Source organism: Actinocorallia sp. A-T 12471, from assembly GCF_033875155.1.
Taxonomy (GTDB): domain Bacteria; phylum Actinomycetota; class Actinomycetes; order Streptosporangiales; family Streptosporangiaceae; genus Actinocorallia.
The window spans coordinates 14,482-39,677 of the sequence record NZ_JAWZTE010000017.1 but is presented as its reverse complement, the minus strand read 5'-3'; the positions used below and the strand labels follow the sequence as shown (position 1 = coordinate 39,677).

The 25,196-nt window shown below is 72.1% G+C and carries 23 protein-coding genes; 17 read left to right on the top strand and 6 right to left on the bottom strand.

Translation table 11 applies throughout. The features are described from left to right. The first annotated feature begins 69 nt into the window (after window positions 1-69). The 5 genes from R9X44_RS32620 to R9X44_RS32600 all read left to right on the top strand — a co-directional run bounded on the left by R9X44_RS32620 (window position 70) and on the right by R9X44_RS32600 (window position 4,924). Window positions 70-1,113, top strand: a complete 1,044-nt coding sequence (locus R9X44_RS32620; RefSeq protein ID WP_319818218.1) for an SIS domain-containing protein — start codon at window positions 70-72, stop codon at window positions 1,111-1,113. A 190-nt stretch (window positions 1,114-1,303) separates the two neighbouring features. Then, window positions 1,304-1,633 carry an HPr family phosphocarrier protein gene (locus R9X44_RS32615; RefSeq protein ID WP_319818217.1) on the top strand — a complete coding sequence of 110 codons (330 nt, stop codon included), beginning with the start codon at window positions 1,304-1,306 and terminating at the stop codon, window positions 1,631-1,633. After that, window positions 1,626-3,302 carry a phosphoenolpyruvate--protein phosphotransferase gene (gene ptsP / locus R9X44_RS32610; protein WP_319818216.1) on the top strand — a complete coding sequence of 559 codons (1,677 nt, stop codon included), beginning with the start codon at window positions 1,626-1,628 and terminating at the stop codon, window positions 3,300-3,302. The genes R9X44_RS32615 and ptsP overlap by 8 nt, the downstream gene beginning before the upstream one ends. Before the next feature lie 321 nt (window positions 3,303-3,623). Further along, the gene (locus tag R9X44_RS32605; RefSeq protein ID WP_319818215.1) at window positions 3,624-4,166 is read left to right on the top strand and encodes an RNA polymerase sigma factor; all 543 of its coding nucleotides are present in this window, start codon (window positions 3,624-3,626) and stop codon (window positions 4,164-4,166) included. A gap of 2 nt (window positions 4,167-4,168) precedes the next feature. Then, on the top strand, window positions 4,169-4,924 hold the full coding sequence (locus R9X44_RS32600; protein WP_319818214.1) for a hypothetical protein: 756 nt from the start codon (window positions 4,169-4,171) through the stop codon (window positions 4,922-4,924). A 310-nt stretch (window positions 4,925-5,234) separates the two neighbouring features. Here the strand turns inward: R9X44_RS32600 and R9X44_RS32595 are convergent, their stop codons facing one another. Next, on the bottom strand, window positions 5,235-6,527 hold the full coding sequence (locus R9X44_RS32595; RefSeq protein WP_319818213.1) for a helix-turn-helix domain-containing protein: 1,293 nt from the start codon (window positions 6,525-6,527) through the stop codon (window positions 5,235-5,237). Between the two features lie 137 nt (window positions 6,528-6,664). On the opposite strand from R9X44_RS32595, the gene R9X44_RS32590 reads away from it, so the two are divergent. From R9X44_RS32590 to R9X44_RS32575, 4 genes are read left to right on the top strand one after another with little or no spacing between them, the layout of a single operon-like run. Further along, a complete protein-coding gene (locus tag R9X44_RS32590; protein WP_319818212.1) occupies window positions 6,665-6,799 on the top strand; it encodes an albusnodin family lasso peptide in 135 nt (44 codons plus the stop codon). A gap of 48 nt (window positions 6,800-6,847) precedes the next feature. Further along, complete coding sequence (locus R9X44_RS32585; RefSeq protein WP_319818211.1) at window positions 6,848-8,704, top strand: albusnodin/ikarugamycin family macrolactam cyclase; 1,857 nt, start codon at window positions 6,848-6,850, stop codon at window positions 8,702-8,704. Beyond that, the gene (locus R9X44_RS32580) at window positions 8,701-9,423 is read left to right on the top strand and encodes a lasso peptide biosynthesis B2 protein (RefSeq protein WP_319818210.1); all 723 of its coding nucleotides are present in this window, start codon (window positions 8,701-8,703) and stop codon (window positions 9,421-9,423) included. Before R9X44_RS32585 ends, R9X44_RS32580 begins: the two co-directional genes overlap by 4 nt. Continuing rightward, window positions 9,420-9,926, top strand: coding sequence for a GNAT family protein (locus R9X44_RS32575; RefSeq protein WP_319818209.1), 507 nt, complete (start codon window positions 9,420-9,422; stop codon window positions 9,924-9,926). The genes R9X44_RS32580 and R9X44_RS32575 overlap by 4 nt, the downstream gene beginning before the upstream one ends. A gap of 138 nt (window positions 9,927-10,064) precedes the next feature. Here R9X44_RS32575 and R9X44_RS32570 read toward each other — a convergent pair whose 3' ends face one another. After that, the gene (locus R9X44_RS32570; protein WP_319818208.1) at window positions 10,065-10,847 is read right to left on the bottom strand and encodes a DUF6912 family protein; all 783 of its coding nucleotides are present in this window, start codon (window positions 10,845-10,847) and stop codon (window positions 10,065-10,067) included. A gap of 59 nt (window positions 10,848-10,906) precedes the next feature. Continuing rightward, the gene (locus tag R9X44_RS32565; RefSeq protein WP_319818207.1) at window positions 10,907-11,812 is read right to left on the bottom strand and encodes a LysR family transcriptional regulator; all 906 of its coding nucleotides are present in this window, start codon (window positions 11,810-11,812) and stop codon (window positions 10,907-10,909) included. 334 nt (window positions 11,813-12,146) lie between these two features. Here R9X44_RS32565 and R9X44_RS32560 point away from each other — a divergent pair, with 334 nt between their 5' ends. Beyond that, window positions 12,147-13,013 (top strand): sulfotransferase, encoded by an 867-nt coding sequence (locus R9X44_RS32560; RefSeq protein ID WP_319818206.1) that lies wholly within the window; start codon window positions 12,147-12,149, stop codon window positions 13,011-13,013. A gap of 7 nt (window positions 13,014-13,020) precedes the next feature. On the opposite strand, the gene R9X44_RS32555 is transcribed toward R9X44_RS32560, so the two are convergent. Continuing rightward, window positions 13,021-13,677: an HAD family phosphatase gene (locus tag R9X44_RS32555; protein ID WP_319818205.1), complete on the bottom strand. Its 657-nt coding sequence runs from the start codon at window positions 13,675-13,677 to the stop codon at window positions 13,021-13,023. An 85-nt stretch (window positions 13,678-13,762) separates the two neighbouring features. Between R9X44_RS32555 and R9X44_RS32550 the strand changes: the two genes are divergently transcribed. Further along, window positions 13,763-14,959, top strand: coding sequence for an acyl-CoA dehydrogenase family protein (locus R9X44_RS32550; RefSeq protein WP_319818204.1), 1,197 nt, complete (start codon window positions 13,763-13,765; stop codon window positions 14,957-14,959). Here the strand turns inward: R9X44_RS32550 and R9X44_RS32545 are convergent. Next, window positions 14,940-15,959, bottom strand: coding sequence for an N-acetylmuramic acid 6-phosphate etherase (locus tag R9X44_RS32545; protein WP_319818203.1), 1,020 nt, complete (start codon window positions 15,957-15,959; stop codon window positions 14,940-14,942). The two genes, R9X44_RS32550 and R9X44_RS32545, sit on opposite strands and share 20 nt — an antisense overlap. Continuing rightward, the gene (locus R9X44_RS32540; RefSeq protein WP_319818202.1) at window positions 15,956-16,891 is read right to left on the bottom strand and encodes a MurR/RpiR family transcriptional regulator; all 936 of its coding nucleotides are present in this window, start codon (window positions 16,889-16,891) and stop codon (window positions 15,956-15,958) included. Before R9X44_RS32540 ends, R9X44_RS32545 begins: the two co-directional genes overlap by 4 nt. Before the next feature lie 63 nt (window positions 16,892-16,954). On the opposite strand from R9X44_RS32540, the gene R9X44_RS32535 reads away from it, so the two are divergent. The 6 genes from R9X44_RS32535 (at window position 16,955) to R9X44_RS32510 (ending at window position 25,170) form a co-directional block, all read left to right on the top strand. Further along, the gene (locus R9X44_RS32535; RefSeq protein WP_319818201.1) at window positions 16,955-18,031 is read left to right on the top strand and encodes an N-acetylglucosamine kinase; all 1,077 of its coding nucleotides are present in this window, start codon (window positions 16,955-16,957) and stop codon (window positions 18,029-18,031) included. A 111-nt stretch (window positions 18,032-18,142) separates the two neighbouring features. Next, on the top strand, window positions 18,143-19,783 hold the full coding sequence (locus R9X44_RS32530; protein WP_319818200.1) for a glycoside hydrolase family 3 protein: 1,641 nt from the start codon (window positions 18,143-18,145) through the stop codon (window positions 19,781-19,783). Between the two features lie 70 nt (window positions 19,784-19,853). Further along, window positions 19,854-20,336 (top strand): hypothetical protein, encoded by a 483-nt coding sequence (locus tag R9X44_RS32525; RefSeq protein ID WP_319818199.1) that lies wholly within the window; start codon window positions 19,854-19,856, stop codon window positions 20,334-20,336. Window positions 20,337-20,387: 51 nt separating this feature from the next. After that, the gene (gene pruA, locus R9X44_RS32520) at window positions 20,388-22,016 is read left to right on the top strand and encodes an L-glutamate gamma-semialdehyde dehydrogenase (RefSeq protein ID WP_319818198.1); all 1,629 of its coding nucleotides are present in this window, start codon (window positions 20,388-20,390) and stop codon (window positions 22,014-22,016) included. A 279-nt stretch (window positions 22,017-22,295) separates the two neighbouring features. Continuing rightward, on the top strand, window positions 22,296-23,003 hold the full coding sequence (locus tag R9X44_RS32515) for an HAD family hydrolase (protein ID WP_319818197.1): 708 nt from the start codon (window positions 22,296-22,298) through the stop codon (window positions 23,001-23,003). Window positions 23,004-23,532: 529 nt separating this feature from the next. Beyond that, window positions 23,533-25,170, top strand: coding sequence for a serine/threonine-protein kinase (locus R9X44_RS32510; protein WP_319818196.1), 1,638 nt, complete (start codon window positions 23,533-23,535; stop codon window positions 25,168-25,170). The last annotated feature ends 26 nt before the right edge of the window (window positions 25,171-25,196 follow it).

Below are 25,196 nucleotides of genomic sequence, written 5' to 3'. Positions count from 1 at the left end.
GACCAATGCCGGGCAAAGGCTTCTCCCCGGCGTTCAGGTAAGCCTTCCAGTACTTCTTCAGGAGGACGCATGACCAGCCGGATGCGCCACGAGATCGGTGAACAGCCGGACGCGCTGCGCGAGACCGTCGCCGCGCTGCTGCCGGAACTCGACGCCGTGCGGGCCGCGGCGGGGCGTACGCGTCAGGTGCTGTTCATCGCGCGGGGATCGTCGGATAACGCGGCCGTATACGGGCGCTACCTGGCCGAGGCGTACGCGGGACGGCTTGGGACGCTCGCCGCGCCGTCGATCGCGACCGCGTACCGGCGCAAGCTGGATCTCGACGGAGTGCTCGCCGTGGCGATCAGCCAGTCCGGGCGGACCGAGGAGATCGTAGAGACGATGCAGTGGGCGCGTGACTGCGGGGCCGTCACGGTCGGGGTGACCAACGGGGAGGGGTCGCCGCTCGCGGAGGCGGCCGATGTGGCGTTGCTCACCAGGGCGGGGGAGGAGCTCGCCGTCCCGGCTACGAAGACGTACACGACGCAGCTCGCGGCCCTCGCCGTCCTCGCCGTCGGGCTGGGGGCCGAGGTGGACGTCGCCGATCTCGCGCGGGTCCCGGACGAGGTCGAGCGGCTGATCGAGGAGACCGAGGGGTCGGACGCGCTCGGCCTGATCACCGCGGAGCTGGCGAAGGTCCCGGGGACCGTCGTCTCAGCGCGCGGGGTCGCCTTCGGTAGCGCGCTTGAACTCGCGTTGAAGCTCAAGGAGGCGTGCTACCTCCACGCGATGGGCCTCTCCTACGCGGACCTTCTGCACGGGCCCATCGCCGTCGTGGACGCCGAGACGCCCGCGCTCGTCCTCGGCGCGGAGACCGGGCCGACCCTTGAGGGGACCGTCGCGCTCGCCGTCCGGGTCACCGGGGCCGGGGCGCGGGTGTACGGGATCGGCGGCGGGGCCGCGCTGGCGGCGGCGTCGTCGGTGGCGCTGCCGGGGCCGAGGCTGCCCGAGTGGGTCGCGCCGCTCGGCCTGATCGTCCCAGGCCAGCTCCTGGTTGAGCGGCTGGCTCGGACACTAGGTATTGATCCCGACAACCCTCGCGGTTTGCGTAAAGTAACGCAGACCGGAGCATAGGCTGGGAATGTCCCTGGCAAAGGGTGTCGTTGGAAGAGGTGAGCCCTTCACCAGGGTCGACTCCAAAATGTCCCATCGAACCATCCGCCGTTCACCTGTGTGGACCAAAATCCCGGACGGCGGCGCTTCGAACCGAAGCGGGTGAGCGATCAGTCGATCGTCTGGAACAATCCACCCTCGAAGGAGGATCATGGCTGAGCGTCATGTGCGGGTCGAGTCCCACGTCGGACTGCACTCAAGGCCGGCCGCGGAGTTCGTCAAGGCCGCGGCGCAGGCGCCGATGGAGGTCACCATCGGCAGGTTCGCCGAGGTTCCGGTGAACGCCAAGAGCATTCTCGGCGTCCTCGCGCTCGACGCGCGGACCGGCGAGCAGCTGAGGCTGTGCGCGGAAGGAGACGGCGCCGAAGAGGTGCTCGACTCCCTGTGCGCGATCTTCACCGAGGCGAACGCGTCGAACGCGTCGAGCGAGCTCGCCGGCGCGGGCGTCGCGGAACAGGACCTCGCGGAGCCGAATGCGTGAGTTCACGGGGACCGGCGTCAGCCCGGGCGTGGGAGTCGGCCGCGTCCGCGTCATGACAGGGACCGTCCCCGTACCGCCCGCGGAGCCGTTCACCGGCGACCGCGTGGCAGAGACCGCACGGGCGCTCGCCGCGCTCGAGGACGTCGCGCGGGAACTCGAGTCCCGCGCCGCCGCCGCGGGCGGCGAGACCCATGACGTCCTCGCCGCGCAGGCCCTCATGGCCCGCGACCCCGACCTGGCCGGAGAGGTCACCGTCGGCGTCTCGGCGGGCCTCAGCGCCGCGCGGGCGGTGTACGAGTCGTTCGGGTTCTACCGTGAGCTGCTCGGCGGCAGCGGCGCCTACATCTCGGCGCGCGTCGCCGATCTTGATGACGTGCGCGACAGGACGGTCGCGCGGCTCATGGCCTTCGCCGTGCCCGGCGTCCCGGACGCCGACGACGAGCACTACGTGCTGATCACCCAGGACCTCGCGCCCGCGGACCTCGCGCTGCTCGACCCCGAGCGGTGCGTCGCGTTCGTGACCGAGGAGGGCGGGCCCATCGGGCACACCGCGATCCTCGCGCGCGCGATGGGCATTCCCGCGATCGTCGCTTGCGCGGGGGCGCTCGAAGTACCGGACGGGGCCTACGTCCTCGCGGACGGGGCTTCGGGGACGCTTGTGCTCGACCCCGACCCCGCGCGGATCGAACGGGCCAGGGCCGCCGAGAAGGCGCGTGCCGAGGCCGTCGGGAGCGCCGCAGGGCCAGGGCGGACCAAGGACGGCTGGTCGGTGCCGCTGCTCGCCAACGTCGGCGGGCCCAAGGACATCCAGCCCGCGCTCGACAACGGGGCGGAAGGTGTCGGGCTTTTCCGGTCTGAGTACCTTTTTCTTGACGAGGCCGTGCCGCCCAGCGAAGAGCAGCAGATCGCCGCATACCGGGCGGTGCTCGAGGCGTTCCCGCGGGTCGTCGTCCGGGTGCTGGACGCCGGGGCCGACAAGCCGCTGTCGTTCCTGCCGCCCGCCGCCGTCGAACCCAACCCCGCCCTCGGGGAACGCGGGCTCCGGCTGCTGCGCCGTCACCCTGACGTGCTGCGCGGCCAGCTCCGCGCGCTCGCCAAAGCCGCCGAAGGACTGCCCGCCGACAGGCTCAGGGTCATGGCGCCGATGGTCACCGACGCCGAAGAGGCGCGGGTGTTCACGCGCGCCTGCCGCGAGGCGGGCATCCAGCAGGCCGGGATCATGATCGAGGTCCCCGCCGCGGCCGTCCGCGCGCACGACATCGCCGAAGAGGTCGACTTCTTCAGCCTCGGCACCAACGACCTCGCCCAGTACGTCTTCGCCGTCGACCGGCAGGTCTCCAGCCTCACCCGCCTCCAGAACCCATGGCGGCCCGCGCTGCTCGACCTCATGGCGCACGCCGCCAAGGCCGCCACCGAGGCCGGGAAGGGCTGCGGAGTGTGCGGCGAGGCCGCCGCCGACCCAGTCATGGCGTGTGTCCTCGCCGGGCTTGGCGTCACGAGCCTCAGCATGAGCTCCCCCTCCCTCCCCCTCGTCCGCGCCGCCCTGGCCGCCCACACCTACGCCGAATGCCAGGAAGCCGCCCGCGCCGCCCGAGCCGCCCGCACGGCTGGTGCCGCCAGGGCAGCCGCGCGCAGCGCGCTGCCCGCCCTGGAGACCCTCGGACTCTGAGGTTTAGGGCTAGTTGCCCTAACGCCCCGTGAGAGTCCCACCCCAGCCGAGGCCACAACCTCGATCCTTGACGTCCCGCGAGGGTTCCACCTCAGCCGGGGCCACGGCCTTTGAGTGGAAGACCCCAGAGTGATTGGGCGCGTCGCCGTCTGGACCGGAGGACTTGTGAGCCGCTAGGCGAGCAAGTTCGGAGGGAAGACGGCGACTTGAGGCGCCCAATCACCGCGACGCCGGAGGCGGCGCCATTAAACACGGAACGCTTTTTGGGGGATCGGGAGAGAGGGGGGTGTGGAACTGGTTACCGGAGTTGGGGATGGGGAGTTGGTCCGGGGCTCGTTGGAGGCGCCGGAGCGGTTCGCCGAGTTGTTCGATCGGTATGCGCGGGACGTGCACGGGTATGTGGCGCGGCGGCTCGGGGCGCAGTATGCCGACGACGTGGTGGCCGAGACGTTCCTTGTGGCGTTCCGGCGCAGGGAGCGGTTCGACGCGTCGCGGGACAGCGCTCGGCCCTGGCTGTACGGGATCGCGACGAACCTCGTGGCCCGGCATCACCGGGCGGAGAAGAGGTTCCTGCGGGCGCTCGAGCGGACGGGGGTCGACCCCGTCGCGGAGGCGTTCGACGAAGGGGTCGTCGCGCGCGTGGACGCGGGGGAACAGCAGCGGGCTCTGGCGGGGGCGCTGGCGCGTCTCTCGCGCGGGGAACGCGACGTTCTGCTGCTCGTCGCGTGGGGCGGGCTCAGTTACGAGGAGGTGGCCCGGACGCTCGGGATCGCGATCGGGACCGTCAGGTCACGGATGCACCGGGGACGGGTGAAGGTACGCGCGGCGCTAGGCGGCGTCGACCCAACGGCAGGCGAGGACTAGAGATGAGGACGAACATGGGCAACACCGACGAGATCGCGGCCTTGCAGACTTTCCGGGCGGACCTGCCCGAACTCGGCGAGCGGGCCGAGGCCGCCGCGCGCGCGGACCTCCTGGCCAACCTCGCGATGCGCCCGACGCCGCGCCGGCGGCCCGTGCTGCGCATCGGCGTCGGCCTGGCGACGGCCGCGGCGGCAACCGCCGTGTGGGCGTCGGCGGGCCAGCTGACGACGGACGGCGAAGCGCGCTACAGCAACGCGGCGGTCGAGGTCGCGAAGTCCGACGACGGCTGGACGATCGAGATCAAGGACGGCTCCGCCGACCCCGCCGCCTACCGCGAGGCCCTGACCGGCGCGGGCCTCAACGTCGACCTCGACTTCGTCTCCGCCCTGACCCCCCTGTCCGCCCCCGACCCCGACACCCTGGACGACGGCCTCCTGGCCTCAGAGATCCGCATCCAGGACTGCGCCAAGGGCGACCGCCCGGAGAACTGCGACGTCGTCGTCGTCACCAGCGGCAAGGCCAAGGACTCCGACAAGGCCGAGACCCTGCGCGGCCTCACCGTCGCCGAGGCCGTCAAGAAGGCCGAGGACCTGAACCTCGGCGTCTCCTTCGCCTCCGGCACCCTCAACGCCTCCGGCAAGGGCACCATCCACATCCCCGCCAAGCCCTGGACCCCCTCCGACGACGCCAAAATCAGCGGCGCCTACCTCTCCACCCCCACCAAACTAACCCTCATAACCGAAGAAACCCTCCCCTAAGCCCCACCCCCGGCCCCGGCCCCGGCCCCGGAACCTCAGCCCAAGCAAGGTTCCACCTAAGCCGGGGCCACGGCCTCGAAACCTAACGTTCAGCGAGGGCTCCAGCCCGCCGGGCCCACGGCCTCGTGACCTAACGCTGCGCGAGGGTTCCAGCTAAGCCGGGGCCACGGCCTTTGAGCGGAAGACCCCAGAGTGATTGGGCGCGTCGCCGTCTGGACCGGAGGTCTGTGAGCCGCCAGGCGAGCAGACCGGAGGGAAGACGGCGACTTCCCGGCGCCCAATCACAGGCCGAGCGGAGCGAGGCCCAAAATCACCGCGCGGCAATATATGCAACTAGCGCGGCCACGGACGGCCGCTGGAGTTCCTCGGGGCTTTGCCGGCCCGCGACCCGCAGCGCCCGGCGAGCACGGTCGAGGTCGCCGTGCGCGGCCCACGCACGGGCTGTGTCGACCGCGTAGCGCGCGAACCGCTCGGCGGTCGGCAGCGCCTGCGGGCGGACTCGGCGTGCCGCGGCAAGAGCAGCGCCGGGCTCGCCCAGCGCGTAGTGGACGCTGATCCCGTACACCAGCACCTCATCGGCGGTCAGCCGTCCCGGGCCGGTGCCGGTGCCGGTGGTGTGCCGTCCCGCTTCCGCGAGGAGGTCGACGGCTCTGTCGCGGTCACCGCTCTGCGCGGCGGCGTAGCTCGCCGAGCACAGCAGCGCGCCGGTCGTCGCCGCCCGTCCGGGGGCATGCTCGGTGATGTCGGCCGCGGTGGTGGTGAGCAGGTCGACGGCGCTGTCGTGGCGGCCGGCACGGCGCATGGCGATCGCCACAGCCCGCGCGGCGCCCGCGGTGGCGATCGGGTCGCTGCTGCCCCGAGTGATCTGGAGCGCGCGGTCGGCGCTCACCCAGGCGACGTGCCCTTGGTCGGCCTTGGTCGCCAGATCGGACATGAGGATGTAGGCGTCGGCGAGGACGAGCGACGCCGCGTCGCGGTTGGTTCCGCCGGTCTCCGCGACGGTGGCGTGGGCGGAACCGATGAGTTCGGCGAGCCCTCCCGCGAGCTCGGCATAGCGGCAGGCGCCGAAGTCGGTGCGGGCCCGGTGGAGCAGGGCGCGCAGGCGAGCGAGGGGCAGCGGCTCGCCGTCGGAGCGCAAGAGCATGCGCTCCAGGCCCTGAGCGATGCCGTCGGCGGACTCCGCGGCCTGTGCCGGGGTGGCGATGGAGACACCGGCCAGCGCCGAAAGGCCGAGCATCTCCCTGCGCCGCACGCGGTCTCCATCCTCTGCCGTATCCCGTGCCCTCAGCGTAAAGCCAGGGCGCAGCTCTCGCACGGCCATCACGGGATGCGCCTCGCCGGCGAGTCCGAGGTGGTGGAGCGGGATATCGAGCGCCGCCGCGAATCGGCGGAGCGTGGGGACGTCCGGGTGGCTCTTGCCCCGCTCGTAGCGGGACACCTGCGAGCCGGAAAGGCCACAGCGGGCGCCGACGTCGGCCAGGGTCAGTCCCTGATCGAGGCGGGCCGCACGGATGACGGCTCCTGGCTGGCGGTCGAGCGGCAGCGGAGCGGCCCGGCGTGACTGCGGCATCGGCCCGTCCTCGGGCTGGTCCGGTCGGGCCACCCAGTCTACGTTCCGTCCTTGTCCGATCACCGGCTCTTTGCATGAGACGCACACGTTCGCCGTCGTATGCAAAGCCGCCTGGCGGGCCGCCGGGTACGCGGTGAACCTTAGGTCGTCCGTCCGAATTGGAGGTAGTCATGCGAATCCAGCAGACCAACGCCCAGACCCCGATCCTGGTCGACCTCGGCGCCCTCGCCGAGGTGACCCTCGGCGGCAGCGCCTCGAACAACGAGAACAAGCGCCAGACCTACGCGATGGCCATCGTCCGGTAGCGGTGCCCCCTGCCGGGCGGGCACCGCATCCCGCCCGCCCGGCTCCCGATGCACCGAAGGTCCGCGAGCGCGAGGACAGAACAGATGAGAGCAGTAGGCGGTTGCTCACCCGGTCCCGTACATGGAGCGGCACCGGTTCCGGCGGGGGCGCGGATGGAGGTCGCGGCCCCCGCTCCGATCTGGTCGACGGGAGGCGGCCAGATCCTGCCCCTGCGGATCGAGACGGCGGAGCACCGGACCGTCGCGGTGATCGGGCCGTCCGGAGCGCCGGACGAGGCGCTCCGCCGGTGGGCGGGCCGGGGCGTCCCCGACGACGCCGCATGGTCCTGGCCCGGATCCTACGTCGTCGTCGCCGTAGACCCCCGAACGGTGACGATCTGGACCGACCTTGCCTCGGCCGTCCCGCTCTACTGGACCCGCACCGGCTCGCGGATCGCCTGGTGCACCAGCTCCCGGTTCCTGGCCGGGCTCTCCGGCAGCGAGGTCGACGTCGGCTGGCTCGCGACCCGGCTCATCACCCCCGGCCACGCCGGACTCGGCGGCCGGTCCGCGTTCGCCGACGTTCGGCTCCTCCCACCAGGGAGCCGCATCGTCCTGTCCGGCGGGCGCACCCCCTCTGTCGAGCGAATCTGGGAGGCCGAGACGCACAGCGGCGGCGGCAGCGCGCCGACGCGCCGGTTCGGCGAGGCATTGCGGCGAGCCGTCGAGTTCCGGGTCCGCGACGCGGCGCGGCCGAGCACTGACCTGTCGGGAGGCAAGGACTCCTCCTGCCTGGCCGCGCTCGCCGCCGCGGCGCTCGCCCCCCACGGGCGTGCCGTCCAGGCCGTCACCCTGCGCCCGGCCGGCGTACGCCGCGGCGGCGATCTCGACTTCGTACCGGCCGTCGCCGCCCTGCCCGGGGTGGAGCACCACTGGACCGACTTGACCAGCCCCGACCTGCCCTACACCGGGCTGGGCGCGGACATCCTTCCGGGCCTGGACGAGCCCGCGCCCGGCACGATCGGCGCAAGGTTCTTCACCCGCCACCTGCGGCGGGCGCGCGCGCTCGGCAGCGACCTGCACATGACCGGGGACGGCGGTGACTCCCTGCTCAGCCTCCCCATCGCGTACCTCGCAGACCTGGTGCGAGAACGCAGGCTCGTCCGGCTGCTACGCGACTGCCACGGGTGGGCGCAGCTGTACTCGACCTCGCCTGCGCGACTGCTGCGCGCGGCCCTCAACGCGGCCCCGGCGACCACCGCGACCGCCGCCACCGCGACCGCAGCCGCGATCCGCTCCGTCCCGGAGGGCTGGGCGTTCTCCTGGTACCCGCAGACCGCCCGCCCCTCATGGGCGACCCCCCGGGCCGTCGACCTCGCCGCCGAGCACTGGCACCGCTGGGCCGCCACCGGCCCCGCCGCGCTGACCGCCACCGAGACGTGGTGGCGGGACCTTCACGACGTCGGCCGTACCGCCGCCGCCGACGTCCACCTCGCTGACGAGCTGTGCGCGGTCTCCCTGCACAATCCGTACCTCGACTCCGCCGTCGTCCACGCCGCGGCGGCCGTCCTGCGCCCGACCACGAGCCCATGGCAGTACAAGACCGCTCTCACGACCGGGCTGCCCGGACTCCTGCCTGAACCGGTCGCCTCCCGACGGACGAAGGGCGACGCGACGGCCGACCACATCCACGGCCTGCGCGCGGCTCTGCCCGCGCTCCTCGACCTCGCCGACGGTCGCCTGGCCGCCGCCGGGCTCGTCGACCCCGACGCCCTGCGCGCGGCCCTGAAGCTGGCCGCTGCCGGTATCCCGTTCTGGGCCGACCGGATCGAGCCGGTCTGCGCGGCCGAAGCGTGGCTCGCCTCGATCGGCGACCCGATCCACTGGACCGTCGCGACCGCCGCCAAGAGGGGGCCGCGGCGATGACCCGCTACCTGACCGCCGACCCCGGAATCCTCGCGATCGGCTACCCGGACGCGACCGTCCTCATCCATCCGGGCCGCGAGAAGGTCTGGACCCTGCACGGCCCCGCACACGACCTGTGGAACCAGGGCGGTCCGCACCTCCAGGACCCCGGTACCGCCGATGTCGACGGTCTGGTCAAGGCCGGAATCCTGCACCGGACCGAACGGCCCGCCCTGTGGACGCCGCCGCTCCCCGGCTTTGACAACGGCCCGGCCCAGTCCACCCACACCGTCGAAGTCGCCCTTCCCCCGCCTGCGGGGCCGCTCGCCGGCAGGGTCGCCGCCTGGATCGTCCTAGCCGCGGTGGCGGCGATCGCCGGGCGCGGGCGCCGCCCTTTCGCCCGCCACCTGCGGATGGTGTCCGCCGCGAACACCGCCGCCCGCCTCCTGCGCAGCACCCCGGCCTCTTCCGCCGAAGCCGCCCGCATCGTCGCGCAGGTACGGCAAGTCGCCGCAACCGTGCCCGCCCGCACCGCGTGCCTGGAGATTACGACCGCCGCGGTGCTCCTGCTCGCTGCCCGGCGGCGCACGGCGGTATGGTGCCACGGAGCTCGCCCCGGCCCGCTGACGGTCCACACCTGGCTCGAAGACGCGAACGGCGAACCTGTCGCCGAGCTGCTCGGCGACACCCACACCGCGACGCTTCGGATCCCGGCGTCCCACCCCGAAAGGCACACGTGATCGCACCTGCGGCGGTGAGGCTCGGGCCGTTGCGCCTTGACCTCATCGACACCTACGTGTCCTGGGACAACGACCCGGAGATCATGCGCGGGCACGGCCGCGTCCAGCCGGTCGACCGCGAAGAGCGCCTCGCCGGGCTCCACGCGCAGCTCGCCGGTGACAACGCGCACTTCACCGTCTACGACAGCGACGACACCCCCGTCGGCACCATCACCCTCGGCGTCGACCACGCTGTGCGCGCAGCCGAGTTCTCCATCGCGCTCGGGCCAGAAGGTCGCGGCCGCCGCCTCGCCGCCCCGGCGACCCGCGCCGCCGCCGACCATGCCTTCGACGAGCTGGCCTTGCGGAACGTGCTCCTGACCGTCCTGGAGCCCAACATCGCCGCCCTCCGCGCCTACCAGCGGGCCGGATTCCGCACCGTCGGCACCCGCCGCGACAGCGGCCTGTGGGACGGCGAGGTCTGCAACGAGATCATCATGGACATGATCCCCACCGACCGCTGAACCCCGACACCAACGCCAACACACCCAGCCCGGGCCTCAGCCCCCCGCAAGTTTCCAGCCCAGCCGGGCCACGGCCGCAAAACCTAACGTCCAGCGAGGGCTCCACCCCAGCCGGGCCACGGCCTCGAAACCTAACGTTCAGCGAGGGTTCCAGCCCGCCGGTCCCACGGCCTCGTGACCTAACGCTGCGCGAGGGTTCCAGCTAAGCCGGGACCACAGCCTCCGAGCGACCCCCCGTGAGATTTCCAGGCCAGCCGGGGCCACGGACGTTGAGTGGAAGACCTCAGAGTGATTGGGCGCGTCGCCGTCTGGACCGGAGGTCTGTGAGCCGCCAGGCGAGCAGGCCGGAGGGAAGACGGCGACTTGAGGCGCCCAATCACAGGCCGAGCGGAGCGAGGCCCAAAAAACACAGCGCCCAAATAAGCGCAATTCTGGGAGCTCCTGGGTGGCGTACCACATGAGGTCGTGGCCTTCGGCGCCGTCTACGGTGAATTGGGCGTCGGGGTCGCCTTGGTCGGCTGCGCCGAGGGCTTGGGCGGCGGCTTGGACGTCGGGGGCGGCCTGGGGGTCGTCGACGTGGGCGGAGACGACCTTGCGCATGGGGATGGGGTCGCGCAGGCGGACTTCGGCGCGGTCGCTTTCGCCGAGGTTCTCGTAGCCGCCCTCGTAGGCGACGGAGCCGTCGGGGACTTCGGCGGCGAGGACGACGCGGCGGCTCGGCGCGTCGGGGTCGCCGGCGAGGATGCGGAGGCTGGCGCGGGCGGCGGCGAGCATCGCCGCGTACTCGAGCTCCTCGGTGTCGCCGTCGGCGTACCACTCCCGCAGCGCGGGCGTCACCGCATAGGCCCGGTGGACGGTGATCTCACCGTCGGCCAGCGCACGGGCGAGTTCCGGCAGCGTGGACGGAAGATAGACGCGCATCCCCCAAGTGTGGCATTGCCGGGACGCGGCTCGGGCCCAATGGGCGCGTGACGGCGAGGTCAGCAGGCCCGCGCGAGGGCGAGGAGGTCGCGCGCCGGCCCGGACGGCTGCGGCCCGGGCCGCCACACCGCGCGCAGGCGTCGGGTGAGGGAGACGTCCGCAAGGGGCACCTCGACCAGACGACGGGTGGCGAGTTCCTCGGTGAGCGCGAGTTCGCTCAGCACGCACGGCCCGGCCCCGCCGGCGGCCGCCGACTTCACCGCAGTCGTGGAGGCGAGTTCGAGCAATGGCGGCGCGTGCCACGACAGCGCCGCGTCGAGGACCTGACGCGTCCCCGACCCTTCCTCGCGCAGGATCAGCGGCGTCGCGGCGAGCTCGTCCGCGCTGACGGCCGCGCGCCGCCGCGCCCACGGGTGCGCGGGCCCGACGGCCACGACGAGCCTGTCGCCGCCGATCTCGACCCCCGACAGCCCGGACGGCATCGCGAGCCCCTCCACGAAGCCCAGGTCCGCGTCCCCGCCCAGCAGCCTTTCCACGACGAACTGGGAGTTTCCCGCCAGAAGCGACACAGCAGTGTCGGGCCGGGCTGCGCGCAGTGCGATGAGCCACCCGGGCAGCAGGTATTCGGCGATCGTCATGCTTGCGGCGACGGTGAGCCGCGAGTCGCGGTGCGAGCGCAGCGCCTGCGCGCCCGCGTCGAACGCCTCAGCGGCCTCGACGATGCGGCGGGCCCAGTCCGTCACGAGGACGCCGGCGTGGGTGAGCGTGGAGCCGCGCGGCGAGCGCTCCACGAGCGGGACGCCGAGCATCCGCTCCATGGTCCTGACGCGGCCGCTCGCGGCGGGCTGGGAGATGCCGAGCTCGGCCGCCGCGCGGCCGAGGCTGCCGAGCCGGGCCACGGCGAGCAGCAGTTCGAGCGCCGCGAGGTCGGGCACCCGGTGCCCGAGCGGACCGCGTTCCCCCATCGGGCCAGCTTATGACGCCCCCGGCACGCCCCAGGGCATAAGGCCGCCTTATGAGTCCATAGGCGCAAGGCGTCTGGTGGAACGGTCCGCGGCCCGGGACAGTGGTGGCAGGCAGCGCGCCAGCTGCGTATCGCGACCGCGTCGATGTGAGGGATCGGCCCGGCCCCGCCCTTCGGGGCGTTCGCGATGGCGCCGTCCGCGGCCGGGGAACGCCGCCCGGCCGCGGGCGCGCCAGGGGCCCTGTTCACACGGGTTCATCGTCGGAAACCGACGTTCACGGGAAGTCCACGCACAGTTCGCCGACGCGTAGGCAACCCCTTCTACGTTCTGCCGGATGAACTGGCGAAACGTGGTGCAAGGCCAACTCGTGCGACGGACGGGCTACGAGCTGCGCAAGGCAGTCCCGAAACAAGCCGCGCCTCCACCCCCGCCGGTAGAGCGCGAGGAGGCGAGGCCGCCCAAGTTCCCCGAAGTCGACAGGTTGCTACGCCAACCCGTGTTCCTGCTGTCTTCGGTCCGCTCGGGCTCGACCCTCCTGCGGATGATGCTGAACAGCCACCCACGGGTGCACGCCCCGCACGAGATGCACCTTCGCCGCCTTGGCGTCGAGTTGAAGTCGCCGCCTCTGAAGCTCGCCATGGAGGGCTGCGGCCTGCGCAGGACGGACCTCGAACACCTCCTGTGGGACCGCGTCCTGCACCGGGAGATGGTCCGGCACGGCAAGGACGTCCTGGTGGAGAAGACCCCGAGCAACGTGTTCGGCTGGTGGCGCATCCGGCAGTGCTGGCCGGACGCGAGGTTCGTGTTCCTCATCCGGCATCCGCTGTCGGTCGCGCGCTCCTGGCACGAGGCCGACCCCGCCGAGCGCCCGATGGACAAGGCGATCCCGCACACCCTGCGGTTCATGGAGGCGGTCGAGCGCTGCCGCACCCTCCTGCCGGGCCCGACGTACCGGTACGAGGACCTCGTGGCCGACCCGGAGAAGGTCACCCGCGACCTGTGCGGGGAGATCGGCGTGGAGTGGACGCCGGAGATGCTGGAGTACGGCGCGCGCGACCACGGCCCGGTGGCCAAGGGCATCGGCGACTGGCGCGACAAGATCGTGACGGGCCGGGTGCAGCCGGGACGCGCGCTGCCCGACCCGTCGGAGGTCCCCGACGAGCTCGTGCCCATCGCCAGGACCTGGGGCTACCTGGCCTGACGCGGCCCTACAGCGGCAGCCCGAGCGCGGAAAGGGCGGTCCGGGTGCTGTGCGGCGTGGTGTGCAGGACGCCGGTGAGCCCGAGCGACTCGGCGGCGGTGATGTTCTCGGCGATGTCGTCGATGAAGACGCACTCGGCGGCGCGCAGCCCGAGCGCGTCGAGGGTGTGCGCGAAGATCTCGGGGGCTGGCTTGCGCATGCCGACCTCGCCGGAGATCACGACGGCGTCGAAGAGCCCGCCCCACAGGTCGCGCGGGTAGGTGTTGCCCCACGAGTTCGACAGCAGCGCGGTCTGGAGGCCGTTGGCCTTGGCGGTGTGCAGCGCCTCGTACATGGGCTCGACCGGGTGGAACGCGGCGAACATGCGGTCGAGCAGCCCCTCGGCGGGCACGGCGTCCCCGTCGACGGTGACGAGTTCGGCGGCCAGGAGCCGTTCGAACTCCGCGGGCGGGAGCGTCCCGTCCTCAAGGGCGTGGATGAGATTCCCGCCGGAGTAAGCCGACGCCGCGTGCTCGCCCGCGTACGCGGTGGTGAACCAGGTCCGCATCGTCGTCTTGTAGGAGGCCGCGTCGATGCGATCGGCCTCGAGCCAGATCTTGATCGCGTCGTGGAGCGGGGACGTGAGCACTCCGCCCCAGTCGGTGATCACCGCGCGAATGGTCATACCGGACATCGTATGAGCTGACCCGCGAGTCACTTACGGCGGCCCCGGTAAGTGCCGGCTGACCGGCGGGTGCGAGACTTCCGGCATGGACTTCGAACTGAGCCCGAAAGCCGCCGAATACCAGGCCAAGCTGCTGGAGTTCATGGACTCCCACGTCTATCCGGCAGAGCAGGTCTACGCCGAGTGGCGCGCGGTCAACGACCCGCACGCGCTGCCCCCGATCGTCGAGGAGTTGAAGGCCGAGGCGCGCAGCCGCGGCCTGTGGAACCTGTTCCTGCCCGACCTCGGCGGCCTGTCGAACCTGGAGTACGCGACCCTCGCCGAGATCACCGGGCGCAGCCCCGACATCGCGCCCGAGGCGCTGAACTGCCAGGCCCCCGACACGGGCAACATGGAAGTCCTGCACATGTTCGGCACCGCCGAGCAGAAGAAGACATGGCTCGAGCCGCTGCTGAACGGCGAGATCCGCTCGGCCTTCGCGATGACCGAGCCCGACGTCGCCAGCTCCGACGCCACCAACATCACGCTCAGCATCGTGCGCGACGGCGACGAGTACGTCATCAACGGCCGCAAGTGGTGGATCAGCGGCGCGGCCGACGAGCGCTGCAAGATCTTCATCGTGATGGGCAAGACCGACCCCGACGGCCCCGCGCACCGCCAGCAGTCGATGGTGCTCGTGCCGCGCGACACCCCCGGCTTCACCGTCGTGCGCGACCTTCCCGTGTTCGGCCGGCACGACCAGCACGGCCACTGCGAGCTGCGCTTCGAGGACGTGCGGGTGCCCGCGTCGAACCTGATCGCCGAGGAGGGCGACGGGTTCCTCATCTCCCAGGCGCGCCTCGGCCCGGGCCGCATCCACCACTGCATGCGCGCGCTCGGCATGGCGGAGCGCGCCCTCGAGCTCATGTGCCGCCGGGCCGCCGACCGCGTCGCGTTCGGCAAGCCGCTGGCCGCGCAGGGCGTCGTCCAGCAGCAGATCGCCGAGTCGCGGATGGCGATCGAGCAGGCCCGGCTGCTCACGCTCAAGACCGCGTGGCTGATCGACAGGCACGGCGCCAAGGGCGCGCGCACCGAGATCGCGGCCATCAAGGTGGTGGTCCCGCGGATCGCGCACGAGGTCATCGACCGGGCGATCCAGGTTCACGGTGGGGCGGGGGTCTCCGACGACACGCCGCTCGCGGCGATGTACACGTGGGTCCGTGCGATGCGGCTGTTCGACGGCCCGGACGAGGTGCATGTCCGGACGCTGGCCAGGCAGGAGCTCAGGCCGTATCTCTCCTGACGTCCCCCAGGAGCAGCAGCGCCTCCCTCACCGCGCCTCCCGCGTCCTCCAAGGCGCGGGCGGCGCGGGCGGGGGGAACGTCGGCGAGCAGCGTGACGAGCGCGACCCGGGTGTCGCCGCCGGCCTCGGCGAGCGCGTGCTCGCAGGTGCGCGCGTCGAGGCCGGTCGCCTCGACGAGGATGCGGATGAGGCGTCTGCGCAGCTTGGAGTTGAGCGCGTTGACGCTCACCATCAGGTTCGAGTAGGTGCGGCCGAGCCGGATCATGACGGTGGTGGAGAACGCGTTCAGCACCATCTTCGTCGCGGTGCCCGCCTTCATCCGCGTGGAGCCGCTGATCACCTCGGGGCCGGTGTCGAGCGGGACGTGCACGTCGACCTCGCGCCCGAACCACGACGACGGGTTCGCCGAGATCAGCCCCGTCGCCGCGCCGATCTCGGCGGCGTGCCGCAGCGCGCCGACCACGTACGGCGTGGTGCCGCTCGCGGCGATGCCGATGGCGACGTCGCCGCGGCGCAGGCCCGCCGCGTCCGACGCGCCCAGCGCCACGTCGTCCTCGACGCCCTCGACCGCGCACGACAGCGCCCGTGTGCCGCCCGCGTGGTGCGCCACGACCCACTCGGGGGGCGTGCCGTAGGTCGGGGGGAGCTCGGCGGCGTCGATGAAGCCGAGACGGCCCGACGTGCCCGCGCCGAAGTAGTGCACCCGGTTCCCCCGGCGCAGGGCCGCGACGGCCAGGTCGGCGAGCTCGGCGATCTGGGGGAGCACCTCGGCGACGGCCTTGGCCACCCGCTCGTCCTCGGTGTTGATCCGGCGCAGCACCTCGAGGGTCGGCAGGGTGTCGATCTCGGCGGTCCGGGGGTTGCGCCGCTCGGTCGGGAGGTCGATCGGCAGGTTGACGGTCCGCTGCGCGCCGGGAGTCCGCTCGTTCTTCGGCAGCTCGTTCTTCGGCAGGTCGGGGGGGATGTTGGCGGGGGCGGGGGGGCTTGTCGGATCGGTCATCGCCTCTTCCTCTCCGGCCGGACACTGCGGCCGTGGACTGCGGTGTAGGTGGCTTCCAGGGCCTGCCTGGTCGGCTCGTAGGTCTGCCGCGCGACGCCGACGAACACGCAGTCGATGACCGTGAGCTGGGCGAGCCTGCTCGCCGTGGCGCCCGAACGGAAGGTCGTCTCGCGTGCCGCCGTCGTCAGGACGAGGTCGGCGAGCTCGGCGATGGGGCTCTTGGGGAAGTTGGTCAGCGCGATGGTCGTCGCGCCACGCCCGGCCGCCACGTGCAGGGCGTCCAACGTTTCGACGGTGGTGCCGCTGTGCGAGATGCCTACTGCTACGTCTCCCGGCTGGAGAACTGCCGCACTCGTCAGCATGATGTGTGCGTCGGACCACGCATAGGAGGTGTGGCCGATGCGGTGCAGCTTCTGCTGGAAGTCGAGGGCGACGAAGGCGCTTGCGCCTACGCCGTACACGTCGACGCGGCGGGCCGCCACGACCGTGTCGATGACCCGTGCCAGGGTCGTGAGGTCGAGTTGCGCCGCGGTCTCCTCCACCGCGCGGGCGTCGGCGAAGGTGACCTTCTCCACCACGTCTTCGAGAGAGTCATCCGGTCCGATGTCACTACCGACCACCCTTCCGCCGGAAGCGGACTGGGCGCGCCCGGCCTCGGTGGCGAGCGTCAGCCGCAGCTCCGGGTATCCGTTGAAGCCGATCGCCCGGCAGAACCGGATGACCGTGGTTTCCGAGGTCCCGCACGCCTGGGCCAGCTCGGTGATGGTCGAGCCCGCCACCCCTTCGGGGTCGTCGACCACCCGCTGGGCGACCCGTCGTTCCGCGGGCGGGAGGGACGGCAGCAGTGACCGGACTCTGACCACCGTGCTCAGTGGAGGTGCTGCGTGTCCCGCTTCCTGGTGTCCCGTGTCTTGACCTTCGGGTTTCCTCATGGAAGAAAGTTTCTTACAAGGGGTTTGTCGCGTCAACGCCTAAGTCTTTACGGACGTGATGTGATGAGTGATTTCGCCAGCCCGAACGACGTGCCGGGCTCCGGCGGCCTGACCGGTCTGCTGACCGCGCCGCCGTCCGGCAGGGAACCGTACGTCGTGGGGATCGACGCGGGGGGGACGCACACGCGGTGCGCCCTGGCGACGCTCGACGGCACCGTCGTCGGGGAGGGAAGGGGGCCGGGGGCCAACCCGAACTCCGGAGGGGACCCGGAGCGGGCCCTGGGGGAGGCGCTGGCCGAGGCCATGGCGGGGTTCGACCCCGCCTCGGTGCGCGGCGGCGTCTTCGGCATCGCCGGGGCCGGTGCGGCCGGGCGTCCCGTGCTCGTCTCGGCGTCCCAGCGCGCTTGGGAGAAGCTCGGTATCGCCGGGCAGCCCGAGGTCTTCACCGACATCGCCATCAACTTCGCGTCGGGGACGACCGCGGCGTCCGGGATCGTGGTCTTCGCCGGGACCGGCGCGGGCGCGGCGGTCATCCGTGACGGCGAGATCGTCGCCCGCGCGGACGCCTACGGCTATCTCCTCGGGGACGAGGGCTCCGCCGTCTGGATCGGACGCCAGGGGGTAAAGGCGGCACTCGCCGCAATGGATGGCAGAGGGCCCGAAACTCTACTATCCCGGATGGTGCCCGAGGCGCTGCTGGGACCCGAGGTGCTCGCCGGCCTCCGCCCCAGGCCGCTGGTGCTGGCCGGAAGCGGCCACGAGCCGACGGGATTCGGACGCCCCGCGCCGCCGTCGGCGATGCCCCAGGCGATCCTCAAGGAGGTCTACGGGGCCCCGCCCGCCGCGCTCGGCAAGGTCGGGCCCGTCGTCAGCTCCGCCGCCGAACTCGGCGACGAGGTCGCCCTCAGGATCGTCCGTGAGGCCGCCGACTCCCTCCTGCTCGACGTCGACGCGATCACCCCCGCCCTGGGAGACCCGGCCGCACCCGTCGTCATGGCGGGCTCGGTGCTCGGCGGCGGCATGGTGGCCGACCTCGTCAGGGCGGGGCTGCGCGAGCGGTTCTCGAGCGAGCCGTGCCAGGCCGGCGACGGGGCCGCCGGGGCCGCGCGGATGGCGATCCGCCGTCTGGCCGTGGCCTGAACCGGCGGCCGTCCGGGCAGGTTCGGGCAAAGGCGCCCCCGCCCGGAGTGTGGGACGGCGTCGGACGGTGCGGACGGGTACTACCCTCCCCTGTGCATGGGGGGAGTCGTCATGAGGACACGTATTTCCGCACGGCCCGGCGCGCGGCTCACCGCCGTGGCCCTCGCCGGGTGCACCGTGCTCGCCGCGTGCTCGGCGGGGTCGGGGGACGGGAACGGGCGGGTGGACCAGCCGACGGCGACGCCCACGCCCGACCCCGTCCCGCTCGCGGCGACCCTCGTCGCGCAGATGACCGTCTCGGAGAAGGTCGGCCAGCTGCTGCTGCCGACGGTCAGCGACGCCGCCGCCGGCGCGAAGCTCGTCAAGGACTACGGCATCGGCGGGTTCATCTACTTCCCCGGCAACCTCAAGACCCCGCGCAAGGCCGCCGAGCTGTCCGAGGCGTTGCAGGGCGCGTCGAAGATCCCGCTGCTGCTCGGCGTGGACGAGGAGACCGGCATCGTCTCCCGCACGGTCTTCGCGACCCCGTTCCCCGGCGCGATGGCGCTCGGCGCGACCGGCGACCCCGAGCTGGCCCGTCAGGCGGCGCTGACGACGGGGGCCGAGCTGAAGGCCGTCGGGGTGAACCTCAACTTCGCGCCGGTCGCCGACGTCAACGTCGACCCGCGCAATCCCGTCATCGGGGTCAGGTCGTACGGGTCGGATCCGGCGTCGGTCGGGCAGTTCGCGGCGGCCGCCGTCGACGGGTACCGGACGGCGGGGGTCGCGGCGGTCGCCAAGCACTTCCCCGGGCACGGCGACACCGCCGTCGACAGCCACACCGGGCTCCCCGAGATCGACCACACCGTCAAGCAGTGGCAGGAGCTTGACCGGCCGCCGTTCCAGGCGGCGATCGAGGCGGGCGTCGACGCGATCATGACCGGGCACCTGGTCGTCCCGGCGCTCGACAGGTCGAAGAAGCCCGCGACGATGTCGAAGAAGATCCTCACCGGGGTGCTGCGCGAGCAGATGGGGTTCCGTGGCGTCATCGTCACCGACTCGCTGTCGATGGCGGGGGCGCAGGTCGAGGGCGGCGCGCCCGAGGCGGCGGTGCGGGCGGTGCTGGCCGGGGCGGACATCCTGCTCATGCCGCCGGACCCGGTGAAGACCCATGCGGCACTCCTCAAGGCGGTCAAGAAGGGGCGGATCTCGCAGAACGCCCTTGACGCCGCCGTCATCAGGGTCCTCACGCTGAAGGAGAACCGGGGGCTGTTCGCGGGGACCGCCGCAGACCCGGCCGCGGCCGCCGCGGCGCAGCGGACGCCCGAGCACCGGGCGACGGCGCTTGACGTGGCCACCCGGGCGGTGACCGTCATCCGGGACAAGAAGGTGCTGCCGCTCAAGGGCAAGGTCTTCGTTACCGGGCCGGAGGCTGACAAGATCACGGCGGCGCTCAAGGCGGAGGGCGTCAAGATCGGCGGGGCCGAGTCGCCTACGCACGTCGTTACGAGCATTACGCCTACGTCGGCTACCGCGTCTTCGCTTAGCGCGCTGGCGGGGCGGCGCAAGGTCGTCGCGGTGGTGCTCGGGAGCCCGTACGGGCTGCGGCACACCGGCGACGCGCAGGCGGCGGTCGCGACGTACTCGTCGAGCGCGGTGTCGCTGCGCGGGCTGGCCAAGGTGCTCACCGGCAAGGCCGTGCCGCAGGGCAGGCTGCCCGTCGACGTGCCCGGCGGGCCGGACCGGGGGACCGGAATCACCGCGGCGCTGTAGGCCCGCGCGCCAGGGTTGGACGCGGGCCCTTTCCCGGCGGTAGGTTCACCGGCGCGGAAAGGGGTCTGACGTGCTGGCGAGAGCTGTCGTCGCGGGATGCGCGGCGCTGCTGCTCGCCGCGTGCGCGGCCGAGGCGGAACAGGTGATGCCGCCGATCACGCCGGAGCCCGAACTCCCCCTCTTCCAGGACGGCGGCGGCGCGTCGCCCGACGGGACCGCGGCCCCTTCGGGCGGGACCAAGGCGCGCAAGGTCCTCCAGCGGGTCCTACGCGGCGCTGGAGCGGGCCGTAAGAAGGTATGCGCCAATGTGGCCCCGGCTTACGCCCGTGACGTCCTGGGCGGCCCCTGCGCGTCCTGGGTGAAGGGGTTGTCGGCGGAGGACCGGGAGAGGCTGCGCGCGGTGAAGGTGGGTCGGCCGGAGGCGGGGGAAGGCGCGAACGTCTGGGTCTTCAAAGGCTCGGAGTTCGTATGGCCGCTCGGGGCTGCGGCGGCCCCGGGCGTCGAGAGGTATGTGATGCGGTTGAAGGGCAAGCGCTGGGTGCTGGCCGGCTGAGTCATGTGACGGACGGTTGAAGTGTCCGTCACATGGGGTAGTGACCGGATCATGGATGCCGTCACCCACGTCCCCGCGCCGCACAACGAGCCGGTGAAGTCGTACGCGCCGGGCAGCGCCGAGCGGTCGGCCCTGGAGGCCGAGATCAAGGAGCTCGGCTCGGCGAGCCTCGAGCTGACGCTGACGATCGGCGGGAAGCGCAGGCCGGGGGCCGGACGGCCCATCGACGTCGTGGAGCCGCACAACCACGGGCACGTCCTCGGACGGATGAACAACGCGACGCCCGCCGACGCCGCCGCCGCGATCGAGGCCGCGAAGGCCGCCGCGCCCGGGTGGCGCGCCCTCAGCTTCGACGACCGCGCCGCGATCTTCCTGCGCGCCGCCGACCTCCTTGCCGGGCCGTGGCGGCAGGTGCTCAACGCCGCGACCGTGCTCGGCCAGTCCAAGAGCCCGGTGCAGGCGGAGATCGACGCGGCGTGCGAGCTGATCGACTTCTGGCGGTTCAACGTCGCGTACGCGCGGCAGATCCTGTCCGAACAGCCGGGCAACTCCCCTGGCGTCTGGAACCGGATGGAGTACCGGCCGCTTGAGGGGTTCGTGCTGGCGATCACGCCGTTCAACTTCACGTCCATCGCGGGGAACCTTCCGACGGCCCCTGCGCTGCTCGGCAACGTCGTCGTCTGGAAGCCGTCGCCTACGCAGCAGTTCGCGGCGCACTTCACGATGCGGCTGCTTGAGGAGGCGGGGCTGCCGCCGGGGGTCGTCAACCTGCTGACGGGCGACCACGAGGCGGTCTCCGAGGTCGCCGTCACGCACCGGGACCTCGCGGGCATCCACTTCACCGGGTCCACGGGGACGTTCCAGCGGCTGTGGGGCGAGGTCGGCGCGAACATCTCGCGTTACCGCTCGTATCCGAGGCTCGTGGGGGAGACCGGAGGCAAGGACTTCGTTGTCGCGCATCCGAGCGCCGACCCCGCCGCGCTCGTCACGGCGCTCGTGCGCGGCGCGTTCGAGTACCAGGGGCAGAAGTGCTCGGCGGCGTCGCGCGCCTACATCCCGCGCGGCATGTGGCGGGAGATCAAGGACGAGCTCGTCGCGGCGACCGAGGCGCTGACGATGGGGAACGTCGCGGAGGACCTGTCGCTGTTCATGGGCGCGGTCATCGACGAGCGCGCCTTCGCCAAGCACCGGACGGCCATCGAACGGGCCGGGACGAACGGGGTCGAGCTCGTCGCGGGCGGGCGTTACGACGACAGCCAGGGCTACTTCGTCCGCCCGACGATCCTCACCTCCGACGACCCCGCCGACGAGATCTTCACCAAGGAGTACTTCGGCCCGATCCTCGGCGTCCACGTCTACGACGAGGCGCGCTACGACGACATGCTCACCCAGATGGAGTCGGTCTCCGACTACGCCCTCACCGGCTCGATCATGTCCCGCGACCGCGCCGCCGCCGCCCACGCCGCCGACCGCCTCCGCTTCGCCGCCGGCAACTTCTACATCAACGACAAACCCACCGGCGCCGTAGTGGGCCAGCAACCCTTCGGCGGCGCCCGCGCCAGCGGCACCAACGACAAGGCCGGCTCCCTCTTCAACCTCCTCCGCTGGCTGAACCCCCGCTCCCTAAAAGAAACCTTCAACCCCCCCACCAACCCCACCTACCCCCACATGCACCGCTAACCGCCAACAACGTCCCGGCCCAGCCAGGCCCACAACCCCGTGCCCTAACGTCCCCGCAAGGGTTCCACCTCAGCCGGGCCCACGGCCTCGTGCCATACACGCCCGCGAGGGTTCCACCTCAGCCGGGGCCACGGCCTCTGGCCTTACTCCCCAGAGTGATTGGGCGCGTCGCCGTCTGGACCGGAGGTCTGTGAGCCGCCAGGCGAGCAGACCGGAGGGAAGACGGCGACTTCCCGGCGCCCAATCACCGGCCGGACGGAGTCCGGGCAATAATGCACTGTGCGTCGTCATCGGTTGGTTCTGTGGAATGTGGATTTGACGCTTGTGGATGCGGGGAGGGTTTCGCGGGAGGCGTATGCGGAGGCGTTTCGGGAGGTCACGGGGGCGGCGATGGTGCGGATGGCGCCGCAGGCGGGGCGGACGGAGTCCGAGGTGGTGTTCGAGACGTTGGCGTTCAACGGGGTCGTCACCGATGACGATCATCTCGACGCGTTCACCGCGGCGTTGGAGCGGGCGTTCGCGGTGCGGCGGGACAAGGTGCGGGCGCACGCGCGGGCGCTGCCGGGGGCGGCCGAGGCGCTTGAGGCGGCGGCGCGGCTGCCGGGCGCGGTGCAGTCGGTGCTGACGGGGTCGCTCGAGGCGACGGCGCGGATCAAGCTCGCCGAACTCGGGCTCGACCGGCATCTCGACCTGTCGGTGGGCGGGTACTTCTCGCCGGTCTACCCGAAGGGCGCGACGATCGAGACGTCGCGGATCAAGGCGGCGGCCGCCTACAAGACGACGATCGCGGAGTCCGCCACGGTCCTGGTCGCCGACCACCCCCTCGACGTGCGGGCCGCCCAGATCGCCCGCGCGCGCTGCCTCGGCGTCGCGACGGGCGCGGCGACCGAGACCGAGTTGCGCGCGGCGGGCGCGGACGAGGTCGTCCCGACCCTCGCCGACACCCGCGCGGTCATCGCCGCACTCGACCGCCTCACCCGTCCCTGACCGTCCCTGACCGTCCTTGACCGGGCGTTTTCCCGGGCCTTTTCCGGACGTCATGGGCGGTACTCCACGCGGCGTTCCCGCGCGTCTTGGCGCGACGTCACCAAACCGCGACGGTTCCGTCGCCGTGCCGTCACCCTTTCCTCACGAAGCACTCGCACCCCTCCTGCGCCCGAGGTCAAGGCGTCGTCGACCCCCGTGGATTTCTGACGGGACGGCGACCGCGCACGTCAGAGCCCCACCGGAAGTTCCCCACATGGCACAATGTGAGGTAAGTCACCGACGCGGGGAGCGGGGATCAGGAAAATCCAGGTCAGGTCCGGCGCGGGAAAGTAATTCTCGGCTCCGGGCAACGGTTGGGGGGTCTTGGGGCGTCCTGTGCTGTGGTGGTGCAAAAAGGTGCTCTACTGCGCCCGCACACCCCACAGCTGTACAGTCCATGCGACACACGGGCGAGTGCGGCGGGGTGAGTGCCGGGCTCGGTGCACCTTGAAGGGTGCCGTAAGGCGGCGACGACGGGGGAAGACCAACGATGGTGGCGGAGCTTCGGTCCAATGATCCGCTGCGCCTTGGCCAGTACCGGATCGAGGGCCGGCTCGGCGAAGGCGGCCAGGGGGTCGTCTACCTGGGCCGGCACGAGGACGGCGGGGAGCCGCGCGCGATCAAGCTGCTGCACCTCGAGGCCGACGACAAGGCGCGCGCCAGGTTCCTGCGCGAGGTCGAGGTCGCGAAGAAGGTCGCGCCGTTCTGCACCGCGCGCCTGTACGACGTCGGCTCCGACGGCGACCAGTTCTACACGGTCAGCGAGTACGTCCCCGGCCCGAGCCTCCAGCTGCGCGTCCAGCAGGACGGCCCGCTCGACGAGGCCGACCTGGAACGCCTCGCGGTCGGCACCGCGACGGCGCTGGTCTCGATCCACCAGGCCGGGATCATCCACCGCGACTTCAAGCCGCACAACGTCCTGCTCGGCCCCGACGGCCCCCGCGTCATCGACTTCGGCGTCGCCAAGGCGCTCAGCTCCTCCACGACCCTGACGAGCCGGGTGATCGGCACCCCGTCGTACATGTCGCCAGAGCAGGTCGAGGGCGAGGAGGTCAGCACCGCCGCCGACGTGTTCTGCTGGGCGTCCACGATGGTCTACGCGGCCACCGGGGAGCCGCCGTTCGGCCAGGACACGATCATGGCGGTGATCAACCGCATCGCCAACCACGAGCCCGAGTTGGGATCGCTCCAGGGTTCGATGCGCGCCCTGATCCTCGACTGCCTGGCCAAGAACGCCGAGGACCGCCCGTCCACCCGCGACGTGCTGATGCGGCTGCTCGGCCACGCCGACGCGCCGACCCCGGTGATCGCGAGCGGCGACGAGCCGACGGCCGCGATCCTGAACGCGGGCGCGGCCCTGGCCGTCCAGGCCGATCCGACGGCGACGTCGCTCGACCCGTCGCGGACCGCGGTGGGCGGCGTCAGCCCCGCCGAGTGGGCCGCGCGCGGCGGTGAGCTTCCGGCGGCTCCGGGCGTCTACCCGAGGCGCGAGGCGCGCAAGGCGCGCCGCGCGGCCAAGGTCCCGTGGTTCATCACGGCGGCCGCGGTGTCCTTCGCGGTGTTCACCGCGGGCGGCGCGGGCTTCGTCATCTACAAGATCTCTTCGACGTCGGCCCAGGCCGAGCCGTCGGCCCCGTCCGCGCCCGGCACGTCGACGGACGGCACCCGCAGCCGTCCCGCCGACGCCCCGAGCACGTTCAAGACGACCGACCCGAGCGGCGTGGAGACGTACTACACCACGACCCCCACCCCGACGAAGCCGTCCGAGACCCCCTCGGACAAGCCGACGAAGCCAACCCCCAAGCCCTCCCAGACCACCAACGACCCGGACCCGACCGAGCCCCCGGACCCCCCGGACCCGCCCACGGATCCCCCCACCACCCCCCCCCACCCAGGACCCCGACCCGCCCACCACCCCGCCCACCACCGCCGAACCCGGCACCGGCGGCGGCGCCGAACCCTAACCCACGGCCGCCCGGGGTTCCCCGCGGACCGCCCAGGGCACCCCGTGCGGGGTGCACGAACGCTGCCCACGCCGCACTGTCCTGCATGGTCACCGGGAGAGGTCCGCGCAAAGGGCACCCGTGAGGGTTGCAAGGAATGCTGGGCCGGGCTTCTCTCCCGATAGTGAAGACACCGGGCCTGGCGGCCGTG